Here is a 26,725-nt window from a genome sequence, read left to right as displayed (position 1 = left end):
GAAGTGCTTCATGATGCTTGCTACAGTGAATATCTTTTTTATTAATATTTGTATTATTTTTCTCGTTTCTACGTTCGCCTTTTATCTGCTTCGTGATCGTTTACCGATTCAACCCGACTCGATGATGTCTACTCGGCTGTATTTTGGTTTTGCTAATGGGATCACCGGTATTCTTCTTATGCATCATGCGATCGATTTAAACGGCGCACTGATTGACTTGCGTTTGTTACCTCTCGCTTTATCCGCTTTATTCGGTGGTAACATCAGTATCACAGTGACGGAATTAATGCTTCTGATTTATCGTTTGTTAATCGATAATGGCGATTCTATAAATGCCCTACTTAGTTCTGTCATGACGCTACTCGGTTTTTTGATGCTGTCATTTATTTGGCGTCGGTTCATTACACGGCAAGGATATTTTTTTACCGCCATCGTGACAGTCGGTTCTCTACTTGTTCTTTGGCGACTGATTACGAGTAATTCCCCTGTAGATGCCTGGAGGACGATTTATATTCCTTATTTCATCTTAACGATTGGCGGAGCCGTTTTGTTTTATCGTTTGTCACTACTCCTGCAACAACATTTTGTTCTTTACTCTTATCAATCCTATCTCGCTTCGACCGATCAATTAACAAGGCTTGCGAATCGACATGTCATTTTGGAAAAGGTCACGACGCTTGAAAAAAACAGAGCTTCTTGGGGCGTCATCTTGTTTGACTTAGATCACTTCAAGAGTGTGAATGACACGCATGGTCACGCCGGCGGCGACGCCGTCTTGCGCCATTTTTCGATTGTATTGAATGAACGTTGTCCCGCACCTGTTACAGTTGGTCGATATGGCGGTGAAGAGTTCATCGTCATCATTCCAGATTGTGACCTTTACGAACCTATTCATTTAGCAGAAACAATCGTGGCAGCCGTTCAACAAACGCCATTTGTCATGCAGGATCACGCTGTATCGATCACGGTATCTGCTGGAATTGCTTACGCTCATCATCAACCCGCTGAAACGGTCTTCAAGCAAGCAGATGCTGCTTTGTATGAGGCAAAAACACAAGGTCGAAATCAATATCGACTATATCAATCATAAATACTGTATGAAAAAGCCACTTCTCTCCGAAAGATTCGGACTGAAGTGGCTTTTTAGGGATTAATGAATCGTTCCTTCATTCGTTTTTTGTAGCAGACAGATGATTTCTTCGAGTGGTACAGGTTTAGCGAAGAAGTAGCCTTGGAATAAATGAATCCCGATTTCTTTGGCAATGCGTACTTCTTCTCCCGTCTCTACCCCCTCGACGATACATTCGACATGCATTGACTGACTCAATTGAAAAATCGACTCAAGAATTGATTGTCGTTTCTCTGATGCTCCGATTTGTTCAATGAATTGCTTTGGAATCTTTAATTGACGTAACGGTAATAAACGTTCGAGGACGTGATACGAGGCATGACCAGTCCCGAAATCATCAAGAGAAACTGGAAAATCGAGTGTTTTGATGCGTTTGAGCGCTCGATGAATCGATTGACTCTCAAAATCAAGCGACTGACTTTCCGTGATCTCGATCTTAATCTGTTGCGGCTTTAGTGCATACTTGAGTAGCGTTCGTTCAATGAATGGCATGAATGACTCACTCGTCAATTGTCGTGGCGATACATTAACCGATAAGGTAAATTCATCCGGAACGAGACCGATCAATGCTTTACGCGTCTTACACCCTTCCTCAAAAATCCATTCTCCTAGACGAATCATCAAGTCACTTTTTTCAGCAATCGGGATGAAGACGGATGGTCGATCAGCTCCTTGCAACGAGGTCTTCCAGCGAACCAATGCTTCAAGACCAATGAATTGCTCTGATCGAACATCGTACTGCAATTGATAGACGAGGTGAAAGTCCGTTTCAATATTAGCCTGTGCTAATGATTGTGCTGCTTTGACTCGCAATTCTTGATCCTTTCGCCAGGCTTGGTCAATGCACATCACACGTTCATTTTGTTGAGCGGCTTCCTGTAGCGCAGTCAATAACTGCTGTACTCGACGCTTCCGATTGTCCGTCGCCCCTTCTCCATTATCGATGACGATGGATATGTTGACGTAGACATGATGCCCTTCGATTTCGTAAGGTATGGAAATTTCTTGACTCAATTTTTCCATCACTTCCTTACATGCCACCTTGTCCGGCTTTTCCATGACGATCAATAACGTTCCTGCTTCGATTCGAGCAAACGCTTGATATGGAGGTAGTTTTCGCTTGAGCCGTTCGATACATGCCCGTAACACTTGTGACTGAATGTCTTCTCCAAAATACCGTGCCAACTCATAATAATTTTCTAAATGAATACCGACAAAAATGAGCTGTTTTTCAGGTCTTGGGAAATCGACTTCGTTCAATCCTTGACGATTCAAAATACCTGTTTCTTCGTCACAGCGTGCCGTATCGTGTAGTTGTATCGCCAAATCATTCAAACGATTTAAATTACGGATATGCAAGTGATTGATGACAAGGGCGATTGAAACACCAATTATAATCATGCCAATTCGTCCATAATGATCAGTCGGATCAATTTTCACCGTCACGGTATCGGCATTCCACATGACGTAAAAACTAGTTGCGATGGCAATGATGATGGCGTACCACATCATGATTCGTTGATACGAAATCAAAGCGATCATTAAAAACAAAAAACTGCTAACCCAAACGGTGACCGCCGCATAAGGTAAAAAACTAATCGAAGTGATTGGAACAACGAGCAACATCAAGGACAATAAGTGGGTTTGCAACACCACGTCCATCTTACGACGACTGATATAAAAAATAAAAATCCCCATGAGGACTAAAAATGAAATAATGACAGAACGACTTAAATATGCATTCTTTATCGTCTCTTCCGTCGTCGTATAAATGATTAAAGCGCCAACAAGCATCATGAAAAGGGCAAAATTTCCGATCCACCATTGTTGTTTCCGAACAATGTCCTCCATGTATTTCCCTCCTTTCCATTAGTTTTTTCGTATATAGGTTTCGACATCGCTTGATGATACTCCTATCGTATCGAACGTGTCAATTCTTTCCTAAAAAGAAAAGTCTTCCCTCATACGTGTCGCGGAAGACTTTTCTCTAACAATTATTGTCCTATAACCCAAATCGTCCTAACTCTTCGATGACATCCGTTGCTAACAAACTACTTGGATGTAATCGTCGTTCAACTTGTTTTGAAGCACGCGCATACCACTCTGCTCCTAGCGCTAGCGTTCTTTCGACATCTCCTGATGGATGTTGCGCAAGGAGACTCGTTAAAATTCCAAACAAGGTATCCCCGCTCCCTCCCTTTGCGAGACCACTCGATGCACCAGAGATGACAAACCCACCTCCATCTGGTTTAGCGATTAAAATGACATGGGATTTCAAAACGACAGTTACTTGATGCAAGACGGCATACTCAGTTGCTTGACCGAATAGATTATCTTGAATACTTGCAACAGTCTGATTCGTCATCCGAGCGAATTCGCCAATATGCGGTGTGACGATGATCGGCGCGGTTCGTTCTGGGTAACTTTCTTTTATTAGTGCTCCGGCATCTAACACTACCGGTAGATCACTTTCAAGTAGATGATCCACCCATGTTTCGGCTACTTCTTGCGATAAACCAGGACCGATTCCAACTGCTGATATGGAAGATAGCACGTTCTGAATCGCCGGTAACGTCTGGTCCATGACCATCGCTTCCGGTGCTTGAACGATGATCCCCTGTTTCGCAAGTGACGTCGTCGCGACTTGTAGTTTACCGACTCCCGTTCTTAAGGCTGCCCGCGTCGCGAGTTGGATGGATCCCGGCATCGTGTCACTTCCTCCAATCAATAATGCCGTTCCGTATGTCCCCTTGTGACCGTATGGTTCCCGCTTAAACAAGGAAGCCAGATCCTTAGGTGAGACGCGCCATTCACCAAAAGCCGGTAATCCGATATCTAGCGTTTCTGATTCTCCATAAAACGGTGCCGTCCGTATCAAAAAGGTAGATCGTTTCATCGCATGCAATTGAAATGTCGCATCTGCTCGAATCGCTATTTCTTTGAATCCTATAGTATGGTCCGTCGGCACACCGCTCGGAACATCTATTGCATAGATGCGTGCTCCTTGCTGCTTTTGTTCCGATACGAATGCACACTGCGCCTCGAATTCCGGATTAATCCGACCTGGATCAAATCCAGTACCGTATAAGGCATCCAAAATGACATCATATCGACCACATGGTTTTTCGGCTACAAGTCCGAACGCTTCTGCATAATGAGTATGCATCGCCGCACTATCCGAACGACTCTTTCCAAACGGAGTGAATAGCGTGACATCGAATCCGTCACGTATCAGTTCGCGACCAATGACATAACCATCCCCACCATTATTACCGGTTCCACACAAAATCAGTATTCGTTCTGCCTTCGAATGGCGCGTTTTAATCTGTGTTGCGATCTGACTTCCGGCTCGCTCCATTAACACCTCGAGCGGTAGCCCAGATGTCCGTGCCCACTCATCAATTTGTCGTGCTTCCTGTGTATCATAAATCATCATCTCATCACCTCTGTTCGACTATTCCCGTTTTAATCAGGACTAGTCGTATAAAAACAAAAAAGAAACGTCCCGAATGGACGTTCCCTTCTATTTAAGACGTCAAGCGTTGACAATTCGCACAACGTCCATAGATTTCGAATTTATGATCTTCGACTTCAAAACCAGTCTCTTGAGCGGGTGAAATCCACTCCATCGGGCAGACATTCAACGTCTCCGTCTTGCCGCAGATTCGGCATATCAAATGATGATGGTGATGACCGGAAGCACAAGCAGCCCGATATTTCATCTCACCGTCTAATTCCGTCACTTCTAATAAGTCGATTTCCGAAAAATCATTCAAGTTTCGATAAATCGTATCATAACTTAACGAAGGATGAGACGTCCGGAGAGCTTCTGCCACTTCCCGCGCACTGACATACCGATTCACTTCAAACAGATACGATAGCAAATCCAGACGTTTCGGCGTCATTTTAAACCCCGAAGCCTTCATTCGTTCACGCGCTTGTTCGATGTTCGTCTTCATGTGTTTTACCTCCTATCCAAAAACGTTCTAACAGCATGACGATGATCAGTTCGAGCACGGCAAGTAGGACAATCATTCCGCCGGGTGCTAAATCAAACTGATAAGCCAGGATGAGTCCAAGTACTGTTGCAATCTCACCGAAGATGATAGCTAAAAAAATCGTCGTCTTAAAACTTTTGGCAATTCGAAGTGCTGCCGCAACCGGCAACGTGATTAAGCTTGAGACAAGTAAAATTCCGACGATTCGCATACTAATCGCGATCACAAGCGCAACGACAATCATAAAGAGAATGTGAACTAAACGAAGTCGAATTCCCGAGACACGTGCCTGTTCCTCGTCAAATGAGAGGAACAACAATTCCTTATAAAAGGCAAAGACGAAGATGACGACCACGACCGTCACGATAAGAATCGTATACACATCCGTTAAGGCAACAGCCGAAACCGTTCCAAATAAGAAGGAGACGAGATCCATTGAAAAGCCGTTCGCAAGACTAATGAATGTCGCACCGAGCCCCATCCCTGTTGCCATGATGATTGGAATCGCGAGTTCTTGAAAATGCTTATATTTAGCGCGCAACCAATCAATCGTCAGTGCCGCGATGACCGACGTCACGATTCCTAAGTACAGTGGATTTAAGTCCGCTAATTGCGCGACCATACCAGAAATCAAGAGACTGAGTGCAATCCCAGCTAACGTGACGTGCGAAAGTGCATCTGCGATCAGGCTCATCCGCCGGACGACGACGAACGAGCCAATCAATGGGGCCGTGAATCCAATTAAAATGGCAGCTACTAAAGCATACTGTAAAAATTTCAACGTCATGAATGCTTCGATCATTGGACACTCTTCCCTTCGTGAACGAGGACACGTCCCGGAACTGGATAGAGGGAGCGGATCGTCTGTTCATCTAGTTCCCAATACTCTTTAATGCCACAGTTACAACCTAAGCGTCCATCGACCAAATGAATGACGTCCGTGACGAGTTTGCTGACGAAATGGATATCATGTGTCACAAGGACGAACGTTCGCCGTTTATCTCGACGCAGTTCTTCAAGAATTTCATAAAATTCTTTCACGTATCGCTGATCGACACCAACAGTTGGTTCATCTAAAATCATTAAGTCTGGATCGTTGACGAGCGCACGCGCGATGAAGACGCGTTGTTGTTGACCGCCGGACAAGTCGCCGACTTTTGAATCACGGCGTTCCCACATCCCGACTGTTTCAAGGGCAGTCCGTACTTTGTCTCGATCATCGCGTGACAAACGACGAAAAAGTCCTTTTTTAGCATACAACCCCATCTCGACGACTTCTGCGACAGTTACCGGGAAACCCGAGTTAAACGAAGCTGCTTTTTGCGAGACATAGCTGATTCGCCACCATTCATTGAATTGCGATTGGGGTTGTCCGAATAAGCGAATCGTTCCTTTCGGTTGCAATAAACCTAAGATACATTTGATCAGCGTCGATTTCCCAGATCCATTTTCCCCGACGATTGCTAAGAATTGTCCTTGTTGAACCTGAAACGAAACTTGATTCAATACCCGGCGATCTGGATAATCATAACTGACTTGATCAATCTCGATGATTGGTGTTTCCATTTATTTTCACTCCTTCCGTTTTCGTAAAACGGAATAATTACGTCTTAATCAACTGTCTTATTATAGCGTTCGCTAATTATTGGTGCAACTCTAGCAACTTCCTATCCTCCTTTGAAAAAAATCAAGGTACAATAAAGACAGAAACTAGCTGTTTCCGGCTTGTTCAGGAAGGGAAATCTTTTTAATGCACGCATCGCAGAGAGGAGTCGAGGTCACTTGAAACAAGAACTTGCAGTCATCGATATCGGTTCCAACTCAATTCGTTATGTCATCTTCCATCCGATCGCTTCTGGTCGTTACATCGAGAAGATTAACATTAAAGTCGTCGCGCGTTTATCTGCTCATATCAATAAAGACGGAGCACTTGACGACGCAGGCATCTCGTTACTCGAAGAAACGTTACATCGATTTTACGAAGTCGGTGTCACCCATGAGGTCGAGGAGACGATTTGTGTCGCGACCGCTGCTATTCGTAATGCGACGAATCGAGAAGCAATTGTTAAATCCGTTACTGAAAACACACCTTTTTCCATTCAGGTTCTAACAGACGAACAAGAAGCATACTATGGTTATTTTGCTATCATCAATTCTACCTTCCTGACAGATGGGTTTTCTGTCGACATCGGCGGTGGTTCCATGGAAGTCACCTTGATCGAAAATCGCGAGATGGTAGCGTATCATAGCTTTCCATTTGGCGCCGTCACATTGACACGGCAATTCGTTTCCGACGAGACACTTAGTGCAAGTGATAAGAAGAAGTTGGTGAAATTCTTACGGGAACAATTCGAATCGATACCATGGCTAAGTGATAAAAAGCTTCCTTTAATCGGTGTCGGTGGTTCTGCCCGAAACTTCGTTCGTATCCATCAATCCAATCAGGATTATCCGCTTCGGAGCGTTCATCAATATCAAATCAAGGCGAAGGAACTCGCGAAGATGGTCGATGATCTGGAAGGGAAATCAGCGAAACAGCTATCGAAAATCGAAGGGTTATCAAAGGATCGAATCGATATTTTCCTGCCGGCATTGATTGCGATCCAAGGGTTAGCTCAACACATCGAAGCGGAAGAATTCATCATGAGCAATCTCGGTCTTCGTGAAGGTCTTGTTTACGAGTTCGACGTGCAGGACGAAGCATACCGCCGGATTGAAAACGTACGTGAGCAGAGCCTCTATCAGCTTGAAAGTGATTATAAGGTCAATCGTGATCGTGCGTCGTATATCGGAACACTTGCTAAATCGATGTACCGTCAACTCGTCACGTTAGACCTGGTATCAGAACGAGCGTCCGATTTACGCCTCCTCGATTCCGCAAGTCGTTTGTTTTATTGCGGTCAATACATTAATCCGGATACGCGATCAGACCAAACGTTTTATTTGTTGACGAACACCGAAATGAATGGCATGACGCACAAGGATCGCGTTGCGCTCTCCCTTGTCAGCTCCTATTCTTCAGCGAAACGGATGCAACAATTAGCAAAGCCGTTCAAAGAATGGTTCACGGAAGAATCACTGGACCGCTTCGACTTACTCGGTTCTTTACTCAAGTTAAGCCATGCCCTCGACGTGACGGAACGAAAAGCTGTCGATCATTTGGAACTGTTCCTTAAAAAGGACCAACTCCAATTCGTCCTCGATACAGGCGATCACGATTATGGATTTGAAGTCGAAAAAGCCGAAAAACAAAAGAAACACCTGGAACGAATCATTGATTGTACGATTACCTTCGAAACGAAAGGAGATCTTCCTTCATGAAGCTCGACATACCGGAACATTTCAACAATCGTGAGCTCAGCTGGCTCCAGTTCAACGAACGTGTACTGGCTGAAGCTTTTGACACACGCAATCCATTAATGGAACGTTTTAAGTTTCTCGGTATCTTTAGTTCCAATTTAGACGAGTTCTATATGGTAAGGGTCGGTGGCTTAAAGGATGAAGTGCTCGCCGGGTTCAATAAACCGGAAAATAAACAACAGATGACACCTAAACAACAGTTACGTGCGATCGCGTTGAAAACAAAAGAGTTAGTCGATCGGCAATACGAAGCATTTCAAGCAATCAATCAGACGTTATCCGATGAAGGCATTACATTCTTAAAATACGACGCCCTGACTTCAGAACAAACGACCTATGTAAAATCCTTTTTCCGTGAACAAGTTTTTCCGGTACTCACGCCTGTTGCTGTCGATGCCTATCGTCCGTTCCCGATGTTGTCTTCAAAATCACTTAACATCGCAACGGTTCTTGAAGCAGAAGACGGGACGAAACGAAATTTGGCACTCGTACAAGTACCTGCTGTTTTACCGCGATTCGTCGATTTACCGGTAGAAGATGACGAGACGACGGCTGTCATCTTACTCGAAGACGTCATCATCGCCTTCATTGACAGTTTATTTAAAGGCTATCGCGTGTTGTCTGCCATGCCATTTCGGATCACCCGAAATGCCGACCTTCCGTTTCACGAAGAAGGGACACACGATTTATTGAAGTTAATCGAAAAGGAATTAAAAAAACGGCGTTGGGGGGTAGCAATTCGACTTGAAGTCCAAAAAGCTGCCATCAATACTGAACTAGTCAACATGCTACGCGATGTACTTGATTTGCAGGAACGCGATATCTTTGCTGTGGATGGTCCGATTGATTTGACGTTCTCCTTCGCCTTCTACAGTCAAATCGGTGTTGAATATGATCATTTGATCTATCAAACGATCATGCCGGTCGACCCACCCGCACTCGATAGTTCAAAAAATCTGTTCAATCAATTACTCGAACGCGACTATCTCTTGCATCATCCGTATCATACGTTTGATCCGATCGTCCGGTTCATCGTCCAAGCGGCGAATGATCCGAACGTCCTTGCCATCAAACAAACCCTTTACCGCGTATCTGGTGACTCACCGATCATTAAAGCCTTAAAAACAGCAGCCGAGAACGGGAAACAGGTCACTGTCCTCGTCGAACTCAAAGCTCGATTCGACGAGGCGAAGAACATCGAGTGGGCAAAGCAGCTAGAAAAAGCCGGCGCTCATGTCATCTACGGATATAGTGATTTAAAGACGCACTCGAAGATCACGCTCGTCGTCCGACTCCACGAAGGAAAGATTCAGCGTTTCGTCCATCTTGGCACCGGCAACTATAATGATTCGACGGCGAAACTATACACGGACGTCGGATTACTGACCGCTCGAGAAGAAATCGCCGAAGATGCGACAAACTTCTTCAACTGGTTGTCCGGATACGGGGAACAACCGGAATGGAACGTCATCCAAACTTCACCGAACGCGATGCTTGAGAAGTTCCTGTCATTGATTGATGAAGAAATCCATCATCATCAAAAACACGGAAACGGTCGAATCGTCGCCAAGATGAATAGTTTAACAGAGAAAGACATCATTTTACGTCTTTATAAGGCATCGCGCGCCGGTGTACAAGTCGAACTTATCGTTCGTGGCGTCTGTTGTCTGCGTCCTGGCATTCCAGGTGTTTCGGAGAACATTCGCGTCATCTCGATCGTTGATCGTTATTTGGAACATTCACGCATCTTCTACTTCCATCACAACGGGCAGGATTTGATGTATGGGTCAAGCGCTGACTGGATGACACGCAACATGCGAAAACGGATTGAAATCTTGTTCCCGATCATGGACGAAGAACATAAACAATATCTAAAGGATTGTCTCGCCCTCGCCCTTGCTGATAATGTCAAAGCGCGTGAGCAGACAGCCGCTGGATCTTATCATTACGTTAAAGACGGAAAACAGAGGTGTGAATCACAGTTGCTGATTCTAGATTATACGAGTGGCAAACTAAAACAAAAACCAAGTTTTACAGCTCCATTGAAACAAAAGTGGATCACAATCGAAAAGAAGGATGACAAAGTCATTCTTGATCAAAATGCCACCTGACATTTAAGATATACTTTACTTCAAATGCTGATTACAGTAGAAAGGACGAAATGTATGCTTCAGCAAATCTTGTTATCCCTTCTCGCAGGCATCATCTGCGGAGTCGTGTTCACCGCATTGAAATTACCAATCCCTGCTCCACCCGTTTTCCCAGCCGTCGTCGGAATCTTTGGTGTCTTCCTTGGGATGAAAATCTATCTATTTTTAGTAGAACGCTTTTTCTAATCCAAACAAAAACCGTTCTCTGACTGCCCGAAGCAGAAAAGAGAACGGTTTTTAATTATTTTTTTAAGGCTTCTGCGATCACACGATCCCAGTTGACCTCATCGCATGCCGTCTCACACGTCGGCTCTACTTCACATGTCGCACATTTTCCTTTTTTCGCTTTTTTCGTAAAGCGAACAAGTGAAAACCCTGCATAACCAAAGACGATCAGTCCGATGAGTATATCGATGAAATGCATCTGTTCTCCCCCTTAAGCGAATCCTAACCATTGTCCTGTTTGATAAATGATGAACGCCACCCCGTAAGCAACGAATAAGCCATATAAACTAGCAATCCACGTCCACTTCGCACTTCCGACTTCACGACGAATGACAGCGACCGTTGCTAAGCACGGGACGTAAAGCAAGACGAAGACCATGAAACTATACGCGCTGAGCGGTGTGAACTGTTGCGCGATATGACGTCCTAGTTCCGATTCATTGACAGCATAAATGATTGCCATCGTTGAGACAACGACTTCCTTCGCAAGAAATCCGGTAATGAGGGCAGCACCTGCCTGCCATGTTCCGAATCCAAGCGGTACGAGCACGGTAGCAATGATGCCACCGATCATCGCAAGAAAACTATCATTCATATTGACGTCCAGTCCACCTGGCCCAGTATAAGCAAGCAGCCAAATGACGACCGATCCCCCAAAGATGAACGTTCCCGCCTTTCGAACAAACCCTTTTCCTTTTTGCCATGTACTCCGCCACAAAGTCAACCCTTGCGGAATCCGGTATGGTGGTTGTTCGACTAAGAACAAGCTCGTCGCATCTTCTGCAGCTAAGACTTTTGAAAAGACTTTTGCTGCAATGAGGGCTAGTACAATCCCAAGGATATAGAGCGATAAGACGACGAGTGCCTGATTCGTCGCAAAGAAGCTTCCCGCAAAAATAGCGTAAATCGGTAAACGAGCAGAACAAGACATGAATGGCGAGATAAAGATCGTCACTAAGCGCTCCCGTTCTTCTTCTACAGAACGAGCAGCCATGATCCCTGGTACATTACAACCGAAGCCAATGATCATCGGAATGAAGCTTTTCCCGTTTAAGCCGACCATCTGCATGAATCGATCCATGACGATCGCGACACGTGCCATGTAACCCGAATCCTCCAAAAATGAGATGAAGAAGAAGAGGACGAAGATTTGCGGGACGAATACAAGTACCCCACCAACCCCAGCCACGACACCTTCAACAAGTAAATCTTGAATGAACGGTGAGGCACCAAGCGTACTCAATAGACTAATGAGCCCTTTTGAGAGTGGTCCAGCGATGAATCCATCCAGTAAATCCGACATTGGCGATCCAATCCAGTTGAACGTCACATGGAACAAAAGATAAAGAATCGCAAAGAAAATGGGTAATCCTAAAATCGGATGTGTGACGACCGCATCAATCCGTTCCGTCCAGTTCGTTCTTGTCGTCTGTTCCTCCGTGACGACAGCGGCTCTCGTCGCCACTGCCCAGTGCCGGCGACACTCCGTGATATGCGCATGAACGAATCGTCCTAGCTGTTGTTCTAGCTGTTTACGAATCGTTGCGACCTGTGGTGTCCGTTGCTCTAGCGCATCAACAAAAACACGGTTCCCCGCTAAATATTGAACAGCCATCCATCGTTCCATCTCCGGCATGTCGACGATTTCGAGGATATCCTCAATCGCCTGTTCGGTCTCTGAACCGTAATCGATTCGAAGGACGGGCTGTGGTTCCTGTTGTAAGGAAGATAATAATACATCACATCCATCACCCGTTCGGGCGACGATCGGGAAAACATCAACCTGTAACACACTTGCTAAACGTACTGGATCGACTTTCATCCCACGATGATCGGCTACATCCATCATGTTCAGCCCAATTTGAAGAGGTTTTCCGATTTCCAGTAACTGAGCAGTTAATTGTAGATTTCGCTCAAGCTGGGACGCATCGATGATGTTGATCATCGAGTCAAATGAGTCTTCCATTAAAAATCGAGCAACGACTGCTTCATCTGCAGACAATGGATCTAAGTCATATACACCCGGTAAGTCAATCAATTGCCCGCGATTTCCACGCAACTGTCCGATTTTTTTGTCCACCGTGACCCCCGACCAGTTCCCGACATGAGCATAGGAATTCGTCAATCGATTGAACAAAGACGTTTTTCCGGTATTCGGATTTCCGAGTAATGCAATGCGTTGTGTTGTCATGGTACATACACCTCGATTCGTTTTGCATCACTGCGACGGATAGCAACCATTTGGTGATGATCCTGTTGCTCAATCGTCATAGGACCTTGAAATATCGCTTTTCGTCGCACGATGATCGGACATCCTTCATAAAAACCAAGTGCGAGTAATCGCCGACGTAATCGATCATCGATATGATTCATGTTCGTCATCACGACAGGCTGGTTCATTGGAACCGTAGCTAAATCCATCATAGCTGCTCCCCCATCTATCTTTACATTCATTGATAACAATTATCATTCCTGATTATAACACCATCACTTCCTTAGTTACATAGGAATTCACCAAATGAATCAACCGAATGTGTTTGTATCGACAAAAAAGCTCTACTTTCCTGAACAACGTCAGGAGAAAGCAGAGCTTTTCTTTATTCATGTTCTTCCGTCGCGGCCGCCGTATCCACGGCATGGAGCATCTGTTGATGCAACCACCGGTGGCATGTCGGACACACCGTCTGGTATCCTTCTGGTGTCAAATGCCATTCAAGTAATGACTGCCGAGACTCCTCACAATGAACACATTGACGCGCAATTTGTTCTAGATGATTTCGCTCCTTGAAGCGCTCGATTCGACGTTGTTTAGATTGTTCGAGTGTCAGTACATCCGTTTCGAAATACCCATATTGCCATGAATCAAGTAGACGTGTGCGAAACGCGCCTTCGACTGGTCCGGTTTTAATCCCGAGTTGATCGAGTGGTCGTCCAAGTAACGGATGTCGTAAATCCACACTGATGAGATCAAGACATACATAAGATCCTTCCGAATCGTCAGCAACGGTCAACCAAAACGGATCCTCTGGACGTGTCGTATACTCCGTGAACAAGGCTTCTGCATACGCAATGATTCCATCAGACGTCCCAAGAAATACTTCTTCTCCCTCTGCCAGATCTGCCGGCAAATAAAACGGTTCCTTTGTTTCATAATAGTGGACAACAGCTTGTCGTATCGCAAAATTAGTCTCATCGACGACGAGTATATGACACATCACTGACACCCCTTCATGTGTTATTCGACCGGTGCTCCTAGAATCGGTAGACGCCAGTCTGCATCAAATGCACCCGAACGTAACATATCGATTTCTTGTTTATACGGTGCTACTTTTTTCTTTGGATCGAGACCAATGTAAGGTGTCTCTAGAATTTTGGGTAAATGAGCCAGAGCAGGATGATGCACGACACGGTGTAAGGCATCAAATCCAATCTCACCAAAACCAATATTTTCGTGACGGTCCTTCCGCGCACCGCGGACATTTTTCGAGTCATTCACATGGATGACACCAAGACGATCCAGTCCGACGATTCGGTCGAATTGTTCGAGAACACCATCTAGGTCGTGCACGATATCGTATCCCGCATCATGCACGTGGCATGTATCAAGACAGACGGACAGACGATCATGATGTGTGACGCCTTCGATGATCTGAGCAAGTTCCTCGAAGGTTTTTCCGATTTCCGATCCTTTTCCAGCCATCGTCTCAAGCGCGATCTTCACCTGTTCTTCGCCTGTCAATACTTCATTGAGTCCTTCAACGATCCGTTTGATTCCAACCTCTTCCCCGGCACCTACATGCGCACCTGGATGCAATACGATGTGTTGCGCCTTTTCAAGCGCTTCTGCTCGTTTGATCTCAGCTCCTAAAAATGAAACCGCGAGTTCGAATGTCTCGGGTTTTGTCGTATTTCCCAGGTTGATGATATACGGTGCGTGTACGACGATTTCTTCAATTCCATTCGCACTCATATGTTGCAACGCTTCCGGAATTCGTAACTCTTCCATCGGCTTACGGCGTGTATTTTGAGGTGCTCCTGTATAGACCATCATCGTCGTTGCACCATAAGACGCTGCTTCCTCACTGGCACCTAACAGCATTTTTTTCCCCGAAACGGAGACGTGTGAACCTATTTTCATGTTGTTTTCCACCTTTCTCTTTTTACAGTGTACCAAATCTTGAAAACGACAAGACACCCGAAAAATGTTTTTTCATTTCAAGGGTGTCATCAATGGAGTTATTTTGATTTGCGGGCGTTTTCTTTACGTTGCGCGCGACCGACACCACGTTGTTCTTTGATGCGTTCACGTTTTGCTGTTTCTTTCAGCTTATATTGATGTTTCTTCTTATAACCTGGTTTAACACGTTTTTTCGCTTTTGCTGCTTCACCCGAAAGGCGACTATGCGCTGTCTTCGAGACGGCAGTCTTCATGTGCGGTTTCGCACGGCGACGTTCTTTGACTTCGACGATTTGACTGCCTTTGACATCGACGTTCGTAAATTGAATGCCACGGTCCTCTAAGCGATTGATCATACCGTTCTCATGATCTTCAAACAGCGTGTACGCCAATCCATCTTGATCGACACGACCTGTCCGACCGACACGGTGAACGTAGAAGTCCAAATCTTTCGGAATACCATGATTGATGACGTGTGAGACACCTGAAATATCGATTCCACGTGCAGCAAGATCCGTCACGATAACATATTGATACTTCGCATCGTTGATTTCCTTGATCGCTTGTTTACGACGACGTGCTGGAAGATCACCGTGAAGGGAACCAACATTCAATCCTGCTTCTAGGAACAAAGCTTCGACTTCGATTGCTTCTGCTTTTGTATTCGTAAAGATTAGACAGATATACGGATTCAGTGCTTTCGCGACTTTCAACGTCAATTGTGAGCGCTCACGATGCTTGACCGGAATCGTATGGTGAACGATTTTCTTCGCTGTCTGTTGTTTCGGATCCACATGCGCATAACGTGGGTTGTTCATGTATTTTTTCAAGAACGGTTGTAATTTCTCAGGAATCGTTGCTGAGAAGACCATCATCTGTAGCTGTTCAGGAAGAGCTTGAGCAATCCGGTCAACTTCTGGCAAGAATCCCATGTCGAGCATTTGATCCGCTTCATCGATGACGTAGTGCTTCACGAAATGCGGTTTTAAAGCCTGTTCTTTGAATAGGTCTAAAATACGTCCCGGTGTTCCGATGACGATTTGGGGTGAGACTTTCACACGACCGATTTGACGTTCACGATCCATTCCACCTGTGATAAGACTCGTTTTGATGAAATCTGGTTCCTTCACGAGTAATGATTTCAGTTCTTCATGAATTTGCCATGCAAGTTCGCGCGTTGGAGCAACGATGATTGCTTGTAATTCTTGAAGCTTTGGATCGACATTTTGAACGATCGGAAGAAGGAACGATAACGTTTTACCTGTTCCGGTTTGTGATTGACCGATAATATCGCGTCCCTTTACTGCAGCCGGGATGATTCGCGACTGAATATCGGTCGGTTTTGTGATGCGGGCGTCATCGAGTGCTTCGATGACGAACGGGTGTAATTGATAATGGCTGAATCCATTCATGAATTGACACCGTCCTTTCCTTATTTGCTGAGGCATCTGCCTCTCGATTAGTTCAACATGGTTATGGGTCTACTACCGTCATACAGATAGGAGTACGTATAAAAACGAGTTGGAATCTTTTTGTTTTTCGTATGAAGCTTCAATGCACTGAAGGCGACTTTCATCATCTCATCAGCACTCTGGACGACCGTCGCATCCATCGATTTCATGTCAACAGCTTCTAATATAGCACGATTCCCGTCTATGCCGACAATTATTTTTCCTTTAATGCCTGCTTTTTTCAATGCTTCGAGGACACCGAGCGCGATATCGTCGTTATGACAATAGATGGCATCAAACGGAATGCCCGACTCAATGACATGCGTCATGACCTTTTCTGAAGTGACGGGGTCGTAATCCCCATTCACGGATTCGACAATCTGAAGTTCCGGCTCACGCTCAAGACCGGTCAAAAATCCCCGATGCCGTTCATTCGTCGTGTTGACGTTTGCTGTACCTGCGACTTCAATGATGTTGGCGTTAGCTCGTCCTGTCTGCTTGATACGTTCGTGTTTAATGAACGATGCAAGCTGCTCCCCGATCAATTGGTTATTTGAAGTGATTGAACTGACGACTGCATCGGAACGAATCAATCGATCGATGGCAAAAACCGGAATCCCGGCACGAGCCGCTTCTTCTAATGCATTAGCGATATAGACGTCATCTAGTGTCGTCACGAAGATCGCATCGACTTTCATCCGAATGAACTCTTGAATCTGCTCCCGTTCATTGATGCGTGAGTTATGGGAAGTCGTGACGACCGCTTCGTATTTATTGATTTTTGCTTGCGTTTTAAACGCATCTACGAGCCGTTGTGCGAACTCATGCTTATCATTGACGATCGTAAATCCAACGAGATGACGTTGTGGACTAGGATCTGGATTGACGAACAAGTTGGAAATGAACAGAACGGATGAAATCCAGACAAGCAGGACGAATAACCAGGCCTTATTGAATTTCATTCCGTTTGCTCCTTTCGTGGCAAGTGAACTTGAATCGTCGTACCGACGCCCGGCTTACTATCAAAGATCATTTTCCCTTTATGATCACGGACAATCTGTTTCGACATGAAGATCCCAAGTCCATTTCCATCGACTTTCGAAGTTTTGAACGCTTGACCGACATGATCAATTTGATCACCGTCCATTCCGATTCCGTTATCTTGCACAATGAAGACGACTTCTTCCGGATAAACATGGACATGCAGATGACATATCCCGTCCGGTCCTTTAAACGCAACAGCTTGCAGGGCGTTTCGGACACAGTTCGCTAAAATCTGCAAGATTCCCTCTTCCGACGCATAAATCTTCGGCATGAAGGATGGTGTATAGATCTTGCAATCCGCCTCGTAATGATGGGCTTCAGCTTCGAGGATATATGTCAACTTCTTCATTAAATCATTCATATCGATCGTCGTTTTTTGAAGGGCATTATTCTCACCTTTCGACAGATCGAGCATCGTTTGAATCATACCATTTGCTCGATCGAGTTCTGATAAGGCAAGCACAAGCATTTCAGGATCACGATCTTTTTCCGCCGCTAACAACTGTAAGGTCATCTTGACAGGCGTTAATGGATTACGGATTTCATGCGCGATCCCGGCTGCTAATTGACCGAGTGATGCTAATTTTTCTTGATGTAACATCGTTTGTTGCTGACTCAATTGCTCAAGACGCGCATTTTCCATCCGTTGTGCGTACTCGTTATAAGCGGCAACGAGTGTCTTGACCTCATTTGATCCCGCTCGCTCAAGGACGATCGGTTTGGGTGAGGTGCTTTTCTCGATCTTATTCACAAGTTCAAGCATCGGTGCAGTCAACTGCTTCGACATCAAGTAACCGACAATCAGACTGAGGACAAGTGTCAAAGCCGCGATGATCAAATATTGTTGTCGTGTCGTATAGACCGGTTCATAAAAGACGTTGCGCGGCGTTCGAACGAGTATTTTCCAATCCGTCACTTTTAAATCTTTCGCAAAGTAATACATATCTTGATTCGTACTAAAAATCTCGGAAGGTTCTAGCGATTTAAAAGCACGGTCAACCACACTTCTCGATAATACGCGCTCTTCATCTGTCACGAGATTACTGGATGTGGCTAACAATTGTTTTTTACTATTGAAAAGGTAAGCAATGGTCTGATCGTCGAACGATTCAAGTGAATTTCGAAAAACAATCGAATTCATGATGCTTAATCCACCACCAAAGACTCCGACACGCTCATTGCCGTCTCGAATCGGGATGAACATGTACGTGACAGCATCTGACTCCATCGTATATAGCTTGCTCATATGAAAATCCGTACTCGTCAACGTTTGCACAAAATCATCGTCTTTTAGGATGGTACTATTCTCCACTCGACGATCATCGCTTGAGAACCAGGTGATTTGTTTCGTCTTTCGGTCAAAATAAAAGAGACTTTTAAACCCTGTATCAATGTCTAACAATTTAGACTCCTCAATTTTCCGACTCAACTTTTTAGGGTTTTTGACATTCAACTGCAAGCTCATGATTTCTTCATGCAAATTCCCGACATTGTCGCGAATCGCATTTCCAGAGACTTCAACACTTTTTTCACTCTGTTTCTCTGTTTGTTGTTCGACTCGGGAAATCGTGACCCGGTCCGCAGTGAAGGCAAGCGCTGAAATGACAAGACAAATCAGGATGAATAAGACGGCGGTGATTTGGAAAAAATACGACCGCATCATTTTCTTTGACTCCATCCCTTCGCCTCCCTTTTGAATAATTGACAACTTCATTAGTATAGCATGTTCTGTGGCTGAAACAGACTCCTCTATTTTCATTCAGCTTCAATCAATGGTACACTCTAACTAATCATTCTTTTTCACAAAGGGAGAATCTACAACTATGCTAGTAAAAAAAATCAGCCCCCGCGGCTATTGTTACGGTGTCGTCGACGCAATGAAACTTGCACAACAAGCGGCATTGAATAAAGATTTGCCACGCCCGATCCATATTTTAGGGATGATCGTCCACAATGCTCACGTTACACGTGAGTTCGAAAACATGGGCGTCATCACTGTTGATGGTCCTGATCGCCTCGAAGCCTTAGAGACGATTCAAAAGGGAACGGTCATCTTTACAGCACACGGTATTTCACCTGCTGTTTATGCTCGTGCTGCAGAGAAGAACTTACACGTCGTCGATGCGACGTGTCCTGACGTAACGCGTACCCACGACTTGATTCGTCAAGTCGTCGCAGATGATTACGAAGTCATCTACGTCGGGAAACATGGACATCCGGAGCCTGAAGGTGCCGTCGGCGTAGCGCCGGAACATGTTCACCTCATCGAAAAAGTCGAAGATATCGATGAACTTCCTCCTCAGCTTGCTCATAAAAAAATCATCGTCACGAACCAGACAACGATGAGTCAATGGGATGTCCAAGCTTTGATGGAACACGTTCGGAAAAAATATCCGCATGTGGAAGTACACAATGAAATCTGTAACGCAACACAAGTCCGACAAGAAGCGGTAGCGGATCAAGCAGGAGACTGTGATCTCGTCATCGTCGTCGGTGACCCACGTTCGAACAACTCGAACCGTTTGGCGCAGGTATCCTTTGATATCGCAGGAACTCCTGCACATCGAATCGGCGATTTAACGGAGCTTGATTTATCATGGCTTGAAGGTGTACAGCAAGTCGGCGTCACATCAGGTGCATCGACGCCAACACCGATCACGAAAAAAGTCATCGACTTCTTACAACAATATGATCCTACTGATATTAGTACGCATGACAAGACACCATTCCTTGAACTAAGACGGATTTTGCCTAAAGTCAAAGTACTTTAATCCTAACAATCGATACAGCAAAACCGAGTCGCGATCGTCATTCGCGACTCGGTTTTTTATTACTAAATACGACGGTAGCATCGACGTATTCCATTCGATTCATCATAAAAACTGAAACGGATTCGTATTCGCTGTTGAAATCAGCAGTTCGACGTCGATTTTTTTCTGTTCGAATCGACGCTTCAATTCGTTGACGACGCCTTCCTTCATGACCGACTCTACATGATGTCCGGGATCAACGACCGCTAGTCCAAGTGCCATCGCATCATGGGCGACATGAAAATAGAGATCACCCGTGACAAGGACATCGGCTCCGGCAAAAGCTGCTGTCGAGACATATTTATTCCCATCGCCACCGAGAACAGCGACTTTATTGATCTCCCGTGATTCGTCTCCAACGAAACGCAAGTTTTGAACACCAAACACCGTCCGAACATGCTCTGCAAATGCTCGCAACGTCATGGGTTTCGGCAATCGACCTATCCGTCCGAGACCAAGTGGCGCTGCCGGACATTCCTGCTTTATGAGATCATAGGCTACCTCTTCGTAAGGATGTGCCTGCTTCATCGCTCGAATGACTTGTTTCTGATCCAATTCCGTCACGATCGTCTCAATTCGGACTTCAGAAACCCGCTCGAGTTGATTCGCTTCACCGATATATGGCGTAGCCTCAGGCGACGGTCGGAATTGCCCAGTTCCATTGACATGAAACTGGCAGTCACTATAATCCCCTTCTTGCCCGGCTCCTGCTTTTGCAAGTGCTGTCGAGACACGCTCTGCAGCTTCTGTTGGTACAAAAACGCTCAACTTGTAGCGCGTATTTTCAAATGTGGGGGCGAGAACTTCACATGACTCAAGACCGATTGCCTCTGCCATCCAATCATTGACCCCTCCTGGTGTCACATCAAGGTTCGTATGCGCAGCATACACCGCAATATCGTGCTTGATACATTTTGTGACGATGCGTCCTGTTGCGGAACGATCCGTCACATTCGCTAACTTGCTAAAAATCGGTGGATGATGCGCGATGATGAGATCAACCTTTTTTTCAATCGCTTCATCAACGACAGACTCCAAGACATCAAGTGTCACGAGCACACGTTTTACGTCCTTGTTCAACGTTCCAATATGCAAACCGATCGGATCACCCTCGAGCGCGAATTTTTTCGGAGCGAATGCTTCAAACTGCTCAATGACATAATTCCCATTCGCCATCAGCTTGTCACCTCTTCCATCTTTTGAATCAATCGTTCGATCGCTATGATTTTTTCAGATAAGATTTCCGTAGTTTGTCCTTGTTTCATCTGCTCCAAAATATACTGACGTTTTTGTTTTTCCATTTGCCACTTTGCAATGAATTCTGGCGCTCGCTCTCGCATCAACTGAGGACCAAAGAAGAGTTCCCATTGTCGTGTTGTTTCATCTTCCGAATATAAGGTTTCTTCGCCACGTTCCGCGACAAGGATTTCATAAATCTTCCCATTCTCCTCGACGATGGCTTCTGACAATAAGGCATACGAATGTGCGAGTAACCAGTTTCGGACATCGACTGCATCGACATTCGGTTGTAGAATCAAACGCTCTTCTCCCGACAATCGATCTTTCCCTTCTTCAAGGATTGAGGCAATCAATGTTCCACCCATTCCCGCGATCGTGATTGCTGTCGCTTCTCCCGGTTTCAATACCGATAGACCACTCCCGAGACGGACATCAATTTGGGACTCGAGTCCTACAAGTGCCACTTGTCCTTTTGCGGCTTCCATCGGTCCTTCATTCACTTCCCCCGCGATGGCGCGTTCGATTTTATTTTGTTGGATACAAAAACACGGTACGAATGCATGATCCGAACCAATATCTGCAAGGATGGCTCCTTGTGGAATATACGACACGACTTTTTGGAGTCGTTGATCCAATACGACGTTCATTTGCATCTTCTTCATCCTTCCTATTTTCCGAAAAACTCTCTTTTAAAATAGCGGATTTACAGTAAAAAAGAAACCATCCGCCCATAAAAAAACATCCATCTCGTAACGAGATAGATGCTCTTGTTCTTATTTCTTAGCAGCTAACCATTTAGCTAGAACAGCTGCTTCTTCGTCATTCGCAAGACCGCCAGGCATTTGCCCTTTACCGTTCATTGCGATGTCCTTGATTTCATCTTCTTTCAGCTTCGCGCCGATCTTTGTTAAGTTCGGACCAACGCCGCCTTCTAAGTTTCCACCGTGACATCCTGTACATCCTTTAGATGCAAACAAGTCTTCTGGCTTCATTTCTGCAGTTGACGGCCCTTTGCGAGCTTCCTTCACCTGATCGACCCCAAAGTAAGACAATGAAATCATAGCGATGATGGCGATGACTGCGATCGCCGCGAACGGTACTAATGGATTACGCATTTGGATTCCCCCCATATTCTATACCCAACCAAGTTGGTGACTGAATGGTATTCCCCGTTACTATTCTACTGTAAAAAAAACAGGGAAGGAAGAAAAAAACGAAACTTTTTTCTTCCTTCCCACTAAAATTTCATATATTCTTCACACTTTGAATTAATCGAGGAAATCTTTCAAGCGTTTTGAACGACTCGGATGACGTAACTTCCGAAGTGCTTTTGCTTCGATTTGACGAATCCGCTCACGTGTAACGCCAAATACCTTTCCGACTTCTTCAAGTGTCCGTGTCCGACCATCGTCAAGACCAAAACGAAGACGAAGGACGTTTTCTTCACGATCCGTGAGTGTATCTAACACATCTTCGAGTTGCTCTTTTAAGAGTTCATATGCAGCAGCATCCTGTGGTGCTGTCGCATCTTGATCCTCGATGAAATCACCGAGGTGTGAATCGTCTTCTTCCCCGATCGGTGTCTCAAGAGAAACCGGCTCTTGCGCAATTTTCAGGATTTCACGGACTTTTTCCGGCGTGATTTCCATCTCTTTCGAAATTTCTTCCGGTGATGGTTCACGTCCAAGATCTTGCAAGAGTTGACGCTGGACACGAATCAATTTATTGATCGTTTCAACCATGTGAACCGGAATTCGGATCGTCCGCGCTTGGTCAGCAATCGCACGTGTGATCGCCTGACGAATCCACCACGTTGCATACGTCGAGAATTTATATCCCTTCGTATAGTCGAATTTCTCGACCGCCTTGATCAGACCCATGTTACCTTCTTGAATCAAATCAAGGAACAACATACCGCGTCCGACATACCGTTTAGCGATCGAAACGACGAGACGTAAATTTGCTTCCGCTAATCGTTTTTTCGCTTCTTCATCGTTTTGTTCGATTCGTTTCGCGAGTTCGACTTCGTCTTCTGCATTCAACAGATCAACGCGACCGATTTCTTTTAGATACATCCGGACAGGGTCATTGATCTTAACGCCGGGTGGAACAGACAAATCGTTCAAATCTGCCTCTTCTTTTTCGTCCCCTGTACCGTCATTGTTAACCTTGATACCTTCTGTTTCAAGCAATTGAAGGAATTCCTCGAATTGCTGAGCATCCATTGATTCGAAGGAACTCAGTTTGTCTTCGATTTTCTGGTGCGACAATTCACCATTCTTATGTCCGAGCGCGATGAGTTCCTCTTTCGCGAGACGGAGTAATTCAGCTTCTGATCTTGCTTTTTCTGCCATCGAACCATACACTCCTTCCACATCATGCAGCAGGTCATCGATCTTTTAAACGACGCTTTCGTTCAATGATCGCCTGCATCAGTTCCGCTTGGGCACGGATATCTGTTTGTTGATTCAATCGTAATTTTTCTTCTTCGAGCAATCGACGTTGCTGTTCGTTCTGGACGGCACGAATGTAATGACTGAGTAAGTCAGGATCATATTCAGGCATCAGCATGAACTCTAGATCCACTACGATTCGTTGCAGGGAAGCATCATGGAGCATCGTCAAAAAACGATCTGGACTTCCTTGCGTACCTGTCCCATAAAATTCATATAACTTGCCGGCAATCAATTGATGTGCCGGATCATTGAATTGGACACCCAGCTGCTCACGCACTTCTAGACATACTTCTTCGGAACGGATCATGTAGGCAAGCAAGAAGCGTTCAGCCTTTTTCCAGTTCGCGAACGTTCGATCAGGAGGTGCTGTCGGTACAGCAGTCGGGCGATCGGAAACGATTTGTTCTCTTTTCGGTTGTTGGACGGTTGGACGCACTTGTGAGATCAAAGAATCTTTCGAGAGTTTAAATTCCTCAGAAAGTTTTCCTAAATAGATGTCCCGTAACAACGGATTGGATGTTCGACCAATCTCTTCAAGCATAGTTTCAATATATCGAACGCGTTCTCCTTCTAATCGCAAGTTTTTTCCTTGTCGAAAATAAAAAGATTTAAATTCAAGACTTGAAACCCGTTTTTGTTCGATCCAGTGTAAAAACGTCTCTTCTCCCTGATTCCCAATAAAGGAGTCAGGGTCTTCGCCATCCGGTAAGCGGATGACGGAACAGTCGACGGCAACGGCTTCAAGCAACTGTAAGGCTTTTAGCGTCGCAGCGCGTCCTGCTTTGTCTCCGTCATAACAAACAATGACTTCATCGACGATGCGTGCCAGGTTTTGGGCATGAACAGACGTTAACGCTGTTCCTAAAGAAGCTACCGTATAAGGTATACCCGCTTGAGCAACACGCACAACATCAAGATTTCCCTCAACAAGGACGACTTGTTTGATTTTACGCATCGCCCCTCGTGCTTGAGCAAATCCAAATAACAGTTCACTTTTATTGAACAAAGGGGTTTCCGCTGTATTAACATACTTTGGGTCACGACCGTCAATCGAACGGCCACTAAATCCGACGATCGTGCCATCACGATCGGAAATAGGGAACACGACCCGACCGTTGAATCGATCTCGATAATCACCATCACGTCCGATTGAAATCAATCCCGCTTCGACCATCTCATCTAAATCAAACCCACGTCGTGCCAAGGAATCCACTGTAAAACGATCTTGATCCGGTGCATACCCGAGTCGAAACTCACGCATCGCCCCCTCGCGTATACCGCGATTTTCTAAATAGATTCTTCCGGCGTCGCCTGCTTCCGTTTGAATCAGCACCTCGTGATAGAGCTCGGTGACGATTCGATGCGCTTCGCGCATGCGGAACTTCTTTTCCTGTTCAGGCGTCGATTCCGACTGCTCGAATCGGTCCGGTTCTAGCTCTGGAAGTGTGACGTCGCTTCGGTCGGCTAATTTCGAAACGGCTTCCTTGAAACTCATTCCTTCTGTTTCCATGACGAAAGTAATTGCATTTCCTCCTGCACCACATCCAAAACAGTAGTACATTCCTTTATCAGGAGAAACAGAAAAGGAAGGTGATTTCTCAGAATGAAACGGGCAAAGCCCTGAATATCGATTCCCTTGTTTTTTTAATTCTACACGTTCTGAAATCAATTCGACGATGTCCGTTGCTTGGCGGACCTGATCGACGATTTCATCAGGAATTCGCTTCATTCCGTCCTCTCCCCTTTCCTCGAGAACTTATCCTTACATGACCATACCCGCAATGAAACGGAACGATGACTCGTTCCGTTTCATTAGAAAAAGGGCATTATCTCATTTATCAGCTAAACAAGTATACTATGTTCCTGACTGCTTGACTAGTCATGCGCTTTCCCGGAAATTCCGGTCAAAATCAAATTCGCCGTCTCTTCGACTGCTTTATTCGTCACATCAATAATTTGGCATCCGATTCGTTCATATAAATTCCGTGCGTATTCAAGTTCCCGATTGATTCGGTCCATCTGCGCATAGGCTGCTTCAGGTTTGAGTCCTAATGAACGCAATCGTTCCATTCGGATATCGATCAACTTTTCCGGTGAGATGAGTAGTCCAAAACATTTTTCTTTTGGAATATCGAATAGCTCTGCCGGTGGAATCGATTCGGGTACGAGTGGTACATTTGCTACTTTATATCGCTTTAAGGCTAAATACTGCGAGAGCGGCGTTTTAGATGTACGCGACACACCAATCAAGACGATATCAGCGCGTTTAATTCCTTTTGGATCACGTCCATCGTCATACTTAACAGCAAATTCGACCGCTTCGATTTTCCGGAAGTACTCCTCATCTAAGCGATAGATTAATCCAGGTTCTTCCTTCGGTTGCATCTGCAAACGATCTTCCATCGTGTCAAGCAATGGACCAAGTAGATCAATCGCCTTTACACCGTGGGCACGCGCTGTGTCTGCAAGCAGACGACGATGCGTCGCATGAACGATCGTAAAAGCGATCGTCGCTTGTTCTTCTTTCGCATGAAGAACCAAGTCATAAATGACTTGATCATCATCGACGAACGGAATGCGGACCGTTTCGATGGCTTGTTCCGGGAACTGAATAGCAGCTGCGCGGACGACGAGTTCACACGTCTCTCCGACAGAATCACTCACGACATAAATCCGTTGACGCATC

At 45.3% G+C, this 26,725-nt stretch carries 24 protein-coding genes; 5 read left to right on the top strand and 19 right to left on the bottom strand.

The features are described from left to right. Positions 1-10: 10 nt before the first annotated feature. A complete protein-coding gene (locus Q9R23_RS01010) occupies positions 11-1,090 on the top strand; it encodes a GGDEF domain-containing protein (protein WP_290754768.1) in 1,080 nt (359 codons plus the stop codon). A 60-nt stretch (positions 1,091-1,150) separates the two neighbouring features. On the opposite strand, the gene Q9R23_RS01005 is transcribed toward Q9R23_RS01010, so the two are convergent. The 5 genes from Q9R23_RS01005 to Q9R23_RS00985 all read right to left on the bottom strand — a co-directional run bounded on the left by Q9R23_RS01005 (position 1,151) and on the right by Q9R23_RS00985 (position 6,693). Continuing rightward, positions 1,151-2,980 carry a bifunctional diguanylate cyclase/phosphodiesterase gene (locus tag Q9R23_RS01005; protein ID WP_290777390.1) on the bottom strand — a complete coding sequence of 610 codons (1,830 nt, stop codon included), beginning with the start codon at positions 2,978-2,980 and terminating at the stop codon, positions 1,151-1,153. Positions 2,981-3,131: 151 nt separating this feature from the next. Next, positions 3,132-4,562: an NAD(P)H-hydrate dehydratase gene (locus tag Q9R23_RS01000; RefSeq protein ID WP_311246262.1), complete on the bottom strand. Its 1,431-nt coding sequence runs from the start codon at positions 4,560-4,562 to the stop codon at positions 3,132-3,134. A gap of 94 nt (positions 4,563-4,656) precedes the next feature. Then, positions 4,657-5,088, bottom strand: a complete 432-nt coding sequence (locus tag Q9R23_RS00995) for a Fur family transcriptional regulator (RefSeq protein WP_035409180.1) — start codon at positions 5,086-5,088, stop codon at positions 4,657-4,659. After that, positions 5,060-5,929: a metal ABC transporter permease gene (locus tag Q9R23_RS00990; RefSeq protein WP_035409182.1), complete on the bottom strand. Its 870-nt coding sequence runs from the start codon at positions 5,927-5,929 to the stop codon at positions 5,060-5,062. Before Q9R23_RS00990 ends, Q9R23_RS00995 begins: the two co-directional genes overlap by 29 nt. Further along, positions 5,926-6,693 carry a metal ABC transporter ATP-binding protein gene (locus Q9R23_RS00985; protein WP_035409184.1) on the bottom strand — a complete coding sequence of 256 codons (768 nt, stop codon included), beginning with the start codon at positions 6,691-6,693 and terminating at the stop codon, positions 5,926-5,928. Before Q9R23_RS00985 ends, Q9R23_RS00990 begins: the two co-directional genes overlap by 4 nt. A 216-nt stretch (positions 6,694-6,909) precedes the next feature. Here Q9R23_RS00985 and Q9R23_RS00980 point away from each other — a divergent pair, with 216 nt between their 5' ends. Genes Q9R23_RS00980 through Q9R23_RS00970 form a run of 3 tightly spaced genes read left to right on the top strand, consistent with a single transcriptional unit; the run spans position 6,910 to position 10,823 of the window. After that, on the top strand, positions 6,910-8,448 hold the full coding sequence (locus Q9R23_RS00980; protein ID WP_056060152.1) for a Ppx/GppA family phosphatase: 1,539 nt from the start codon (positions 6,910-6,912) through the stop codon (positions 8,446-8,448). Next, positions 8,445-10,598: an RNA degradosome polyphosphate kinase gene (locus Q9R23_RS00975; RefSeq protein ID WP_311246261.1), complete on the top strand. Its 2,154-nt coding sequence runs from the start codon at positions 8,445-8,447 to the stop codon at positions 10,596-10,598. The genes Q9R23_RS00980 and Q9R23_RS00975 overlap by 4 nt, the downstream gene beginning before the upstream one ends. Positions 10,599-10,652: 54 nt before the next feature. After that, positions 10,653-10,823, top strand: a complete 171-nt coding sequence (locus Q9R23_RS00970; protein WP_311246260.1) for a XapX domain-containing protein — start codon at positions 10,653-10,655, stop codon at positions 10,821-10,823. Between the two features lie 55 nt (positions 10,824-10,878). Here the strand turns inward: Q9R23_RS00970 and Q9R23_RS00965 are convergent, their stop codons facing one another. The 8 genes from Q9R23_RS00965 to Q9R23_RS00930 form a co-directional block, all read right to left on the bottom strand. After that, on the bottom strand, positions 10,879-11,061 hold the full coding sequence (locus Q9R23_RS00965; protein WP_087679837.1) for a FeoB-associated Cys-rich membrane protein: 183 nt from the start codon (positions 11,059-11,061) through the stop codon (positions 10,879-10,881). Between the two features lie 12 nt (positions 11,062-11,073). Then, positions 11,074-13,053: a ferrous iron transport protein B gene (feoB, locus tag Q9R23_RS00960; protein ID WP_311246259.1), complete on the bottom strand. Its 1,980-nt coding sequence runs from the start codon at positions 13,051-13,053 to the stop codon at positions 11,074-11,076. Continuing rightward, positions 13,050-13,286, bottom strand: coding sequence for a FeoA family protein (locus Q9R23_RS00955; RefSeq protein ID WP_290715567.1), 237 nt, complete (start codon positions 13,284-13,286; stop codon positions 13,050-13,052). The genes feoB and Q9R23_RS00955 overlap by 4 nt, the downstream gene beginning before the upstream one ends. Before the next feature lie 173 nt (positions 13,287-13,459). Then, positions 13,460-14,077, bottom strand: coding sequence for a hypothetical protein (locus tag Q9R23_RS00950; protein WP_311246258.1), 618 nt, complete (start codon positions 14,075-14,077; stop codon positions 13,460-13,462). A 20-nt stretch (positions 14,078-14,097) separates the two neighbouring features. After that, positions 14,098-15,000 (bottom strand): deoxyribonuclease IV, encoded by a 903-nt coding sequence (locus tag Q9R23_RS00945; protein ID WP_311246257.1) that lies wholly within the window; start codon positions 14,998-15,000, stop codon positions 14,098-14,100. Between the two features lie 98 nt (positions 15,001-15,098). Next, a complete protein-coding gene (locus Q9R23_RS00940; protein ID WP_064300313.1) occupies positions 15,099-16,451 on the bottom strand; it encodes a DEAD/DEAH box helicase in 1,353 nt (450 codons plus the stop codon). Positions 16,452-16,498: 47 nt separating this feature from the next. Further along, positions 16,499-17,452, bottom strand: coding sequence for a sugar ABC transporter substrate-binding protein (locus Q9R23_RS00935; protein ID WP_290754753.1), 954 nt, complete (start codon positions 17,450-17,452; stop codon positions 16,499-16,501). Then, positions 17,449-19,212, bottom strand: coding sequence for a two-component system sensor histidine kinase NtrB (locus Q9R23_RS00930; RefSeq protein ID WP_311246256.1), 1,764 nt, complete (start codon positions 19,210-19,212; stop codon positions 17,449-17,451). The genes Q9R23_RS00935 and Q9R23_RS00930 overlap by 4 nt, the downstream gene beginning before the upstream one ends. A 145-nt stretch (positions 19,213-19,357) precedes the next feature. Here Q9R23_RS00930 and Q9R23_RS00925 point away from each other — a divergent pair, with 145 nt between their 5' ends. After that, positions 19,358-20,305 carry a 4-hydroxy-3-methylbut-2-enyl diphosphate reductase gene (locus tag Q9R23_RS00925; RefSeq protein ID WP_214854854.1) on the top strand — a complete coding sequence of 316 codons (948 nt, stop codon included), beginning with the start codon at positions 19,358-19,360 and terminating at the stop codon, positions 20,303-20,305. 102 nt (positions 20,306-20,407) lie between these two features. On the opposite strand, the gene Q9R23_RS00920 is transcribed toward Q9R23_RS00925, so the two are convergent. The 6 genes from Q9R23_RS00920 to Q9R23_RS00895 all read right to left on the bottom strand — a co-directional run bounded on the left by Q9R23_RS00920 (position 20,408) and on the right by Q9R23_RS00895 (position 26,724). Continuing rightward, a complete protein-coding gene (locus tag Q9R23_RS00920) occupies positions 20,408-21,520 on the bottom strand; it encodes a Nif3-like dinuclear metal center hexameric protein (RefSeq protein WP_290754750.1) in 1,113 nt (370 codons plus the stop codon). Further along, a complete protein-coding gene (locus tag Q9R23_RS00915; protein ID WP_056060136.1) occupies positions 21,520-22,236 on the bottom strand; it encodes a tRNA (adenine(22)-N(1))-methyltransferase in 717 nt (238 codons plus the stop codon). The genes Q9R23_RS00920 and Q9R23_RS00915 overlap by 1 nt, the downstream gene beginning before the upstream one ends. Before the next feature lie 120 nt (positions 22,237-22,356). Continuing rightward, positions 22,357-22,698: a cytochrome c550 gene (gene cccA, locus Q9R23_RS00910; RefSeq protein WP_056060134.1), complete on the bottom strand. Its 342-nt coding sequence runs from the start codon at positions 22,696-22,698 to the stop codon at positions 22,357-22,359. Positions 22,699-22,851: 153 nt separating this feature from the next. Then, the gene (gene rpoD, locus Q9R23_RS00905; RefSeq protein ID WP_023467512.1) at positions 22,852-23,937 is read right to left on the bottom strand and encodes an RNA polymerase sigma factor RpoD; all 1,086 of its coding nucleotides are present in this window, start codon (positions 23,935-23,937) and stop codon (positions 22,852-22,854) included. 34 nt (positions 23,938-23,971) lie between these two features. Continuing rightward, positions 23,972-25,768, bottom strand: coding sequence for a DNA primase (dnaG, locus tag Q9R23_RS00900; protein ID WP_311246255.1), 1,797 nt, complete (start codon positions 25,766-25,768; stop codon positions 23,972-23,974). A 146-nt stretch (positions 25,769-25,914) separates the two neighbouring features. Further along, the gene (locus Q9R23_RS00895) at positions 25,915-26,724 is read right to left on the bottom strand and encodes a pyruvate, water dikinase regulatory protein (protein WP_035409206.1); all 810 of its coding nucleotides are present in this window, start codon (positions 26,722-26,724) and stop codon (positions 25,915-25,917) included. Between the last annotated feature and the right edge of the window lies 1 nt (position 26,725).

It is taken from the genome of Exiguobacterium sp. BRG2, from assembly GCF_031844245.1.
In the GTDB taxonomy this organism is placed as follows: Bacteria; Bacillota; Bacilli; order Exiguobacteriales; family Exiguobacteriaceae; genus Exiguobacterium_A.
This window is presented reverse-complemented; position numbering and strand designations above follow the sequence as displayed.

Coding starts and splice junctions, on each gene's coding strand:
- Q9R23_RS01010 (WP_290754768.1), top strand. CDS start 11: ATGATGCTTGCTACAGTGAATATCTTTTTTATTAATATTTGTATTATT.
- Q9R23_RS01005 (WP_290777390.1), bottom strand. CDS start 2,980: ATGGAGGACATTGTTCGGAAACAACAATGGTGGATCGGAAATTTTGCC.
- Q9R23_RS01000 (WP_311246262.1), bottom strand. CDS start 4,562: ATGATTTATGATACACAGGAAGCACGACAAATTGATGAGTGGGCACGG.
- Q9R23_RS00995 (WP_035409180.1), bottom strand. CDS start 5,088: ATGAAGACGAACATCGAACAAGCGCGTGAACGAATGAAGGCTTCGGGG.
- Q9R23_RS00990 (WP_035409182.1), bottom strand. CDS start 5,929: ATGATCGAAGCATTCATGACGTTGAAATTTTTACAGTATGCTTTAGTA.
- Q9R23_RS00985 (WP_035409184.1), bottom strand. CDS start 6,693: ATGGAAACACCAATCATCGAGATTGATCAAGTCAGTTATGATTATCCA.
- Q9R23_RS00975 (WP_311246261.1), top strand. CDS start 8,445: ATGAAGCTCGACATACCGGAACATTTCAACAATCGTGAGCTCAGCTGG.
- Q9R23_RS00970 (WP_311246260.1), top strand. CDS start 10,653: ATGCTTCAGCAAATCTTGTTATCCCTTCTCGCAGGCATCATCTGCGGA.
- Q9R23_RS00965 (WP_087679837.1), bottom strand. CDS start 11,061: ATGCATTTCATCGATATACTCATCGGACTGATCGTCTTTGGTTATGCA.
- feoB (WP_311246259.1), bottom strand. CDS start 13,053: ATGACAACACAACGCATTGCATTACTCGGAAATCCGAATACCGGAAAA.
- Q9R23_RS00955 (WP_290715567.1), bottom strand. CDS start 13,286: ATGATGGATTTAGCTACGGTTCCAATGAACCAGCCTGTCGTGATGACG.
- Q9R23_RS00950 (WP_311246258.1), bottom strand. CDS start 14,077: ATGTGTCATATACTCGTCGTCGATGAGACTAATTTTGCGATACGACAA.
- Q9R23_RS00945 (WP_311246257.1), bottom strand. CDS start 15,000: ATGAAAATAGGTTCACACGTCTCCGTTTCGGGGAAAAAAATGCTGTTA.
- Q9R23_RS00940 (WP_064300313.1), bottom strand. CDS start 16,451: ATGAATGGATTCAGCCATTATCAATTACACCCGTTCGTCATCGAAGCA.
- Q9R23_RS00935 (WP_290754753.1), bottom strand. CDS start 17,452: ATGAAATTCAATAAGGCCTGGTTATTCGTCCTGCTTGTCTGGATTTCA.
- Q9R23_RS00930 (WP_311246256.1), bottom strand. CDS start 19,212: ATGGAGTCAAAGAAAATGATGCGGTCGTATTTTTTCCAAATCACCGCC.
- Q9R23_RS00925 (WP_214854854.1), top strand. CDS start 19,358: ATGCTAGTAAAAAAAATCAGCCCCCGCGGCTATTGTTACGGTGTCGTC.
- Q9R23_RS00920 (WP_290754750.1), bottom strand. CDS start 21,520: ATGGCGAATGGGAATTATGTCATTGAGCAGTTTGAAGCATTCGCTCCG.
- Q9R23_RS00915 (WP_056060136.1), bottom strand. CDS start 22,236: ATGCAAATGAACGTCGTATTGGATCAACGACTCCAAAAAGTCGTGTCG.
- cccA (WP_056060134.1), bottom strand. CDS start 22,698: ATGCGTAATCCATTAGTACCGTTCGCGGCGATCGCAGTCATCGCCATC.
- rpoD (WP_023467512.1), bottom strand. CDS start 23,937: ATGGCAGAAAAAGCAAGATCAGAAGCTGAATTACTCCGTCTCGCGAAA.
- dnaG (WP_311246255.1), bottom strand. CDS start 25,768: ATGAAGCGAATTCCTGATGAAATCGTCGATCAGGTCCGCCAAGCAACG.
- Q9R23_RS00895 (WP_035409206.1), bottom strand. CDS start 26,724: ATGCGTCAACGGATTTATGTCGTGAGTGATTCTGTCGGAGAGACGTGT.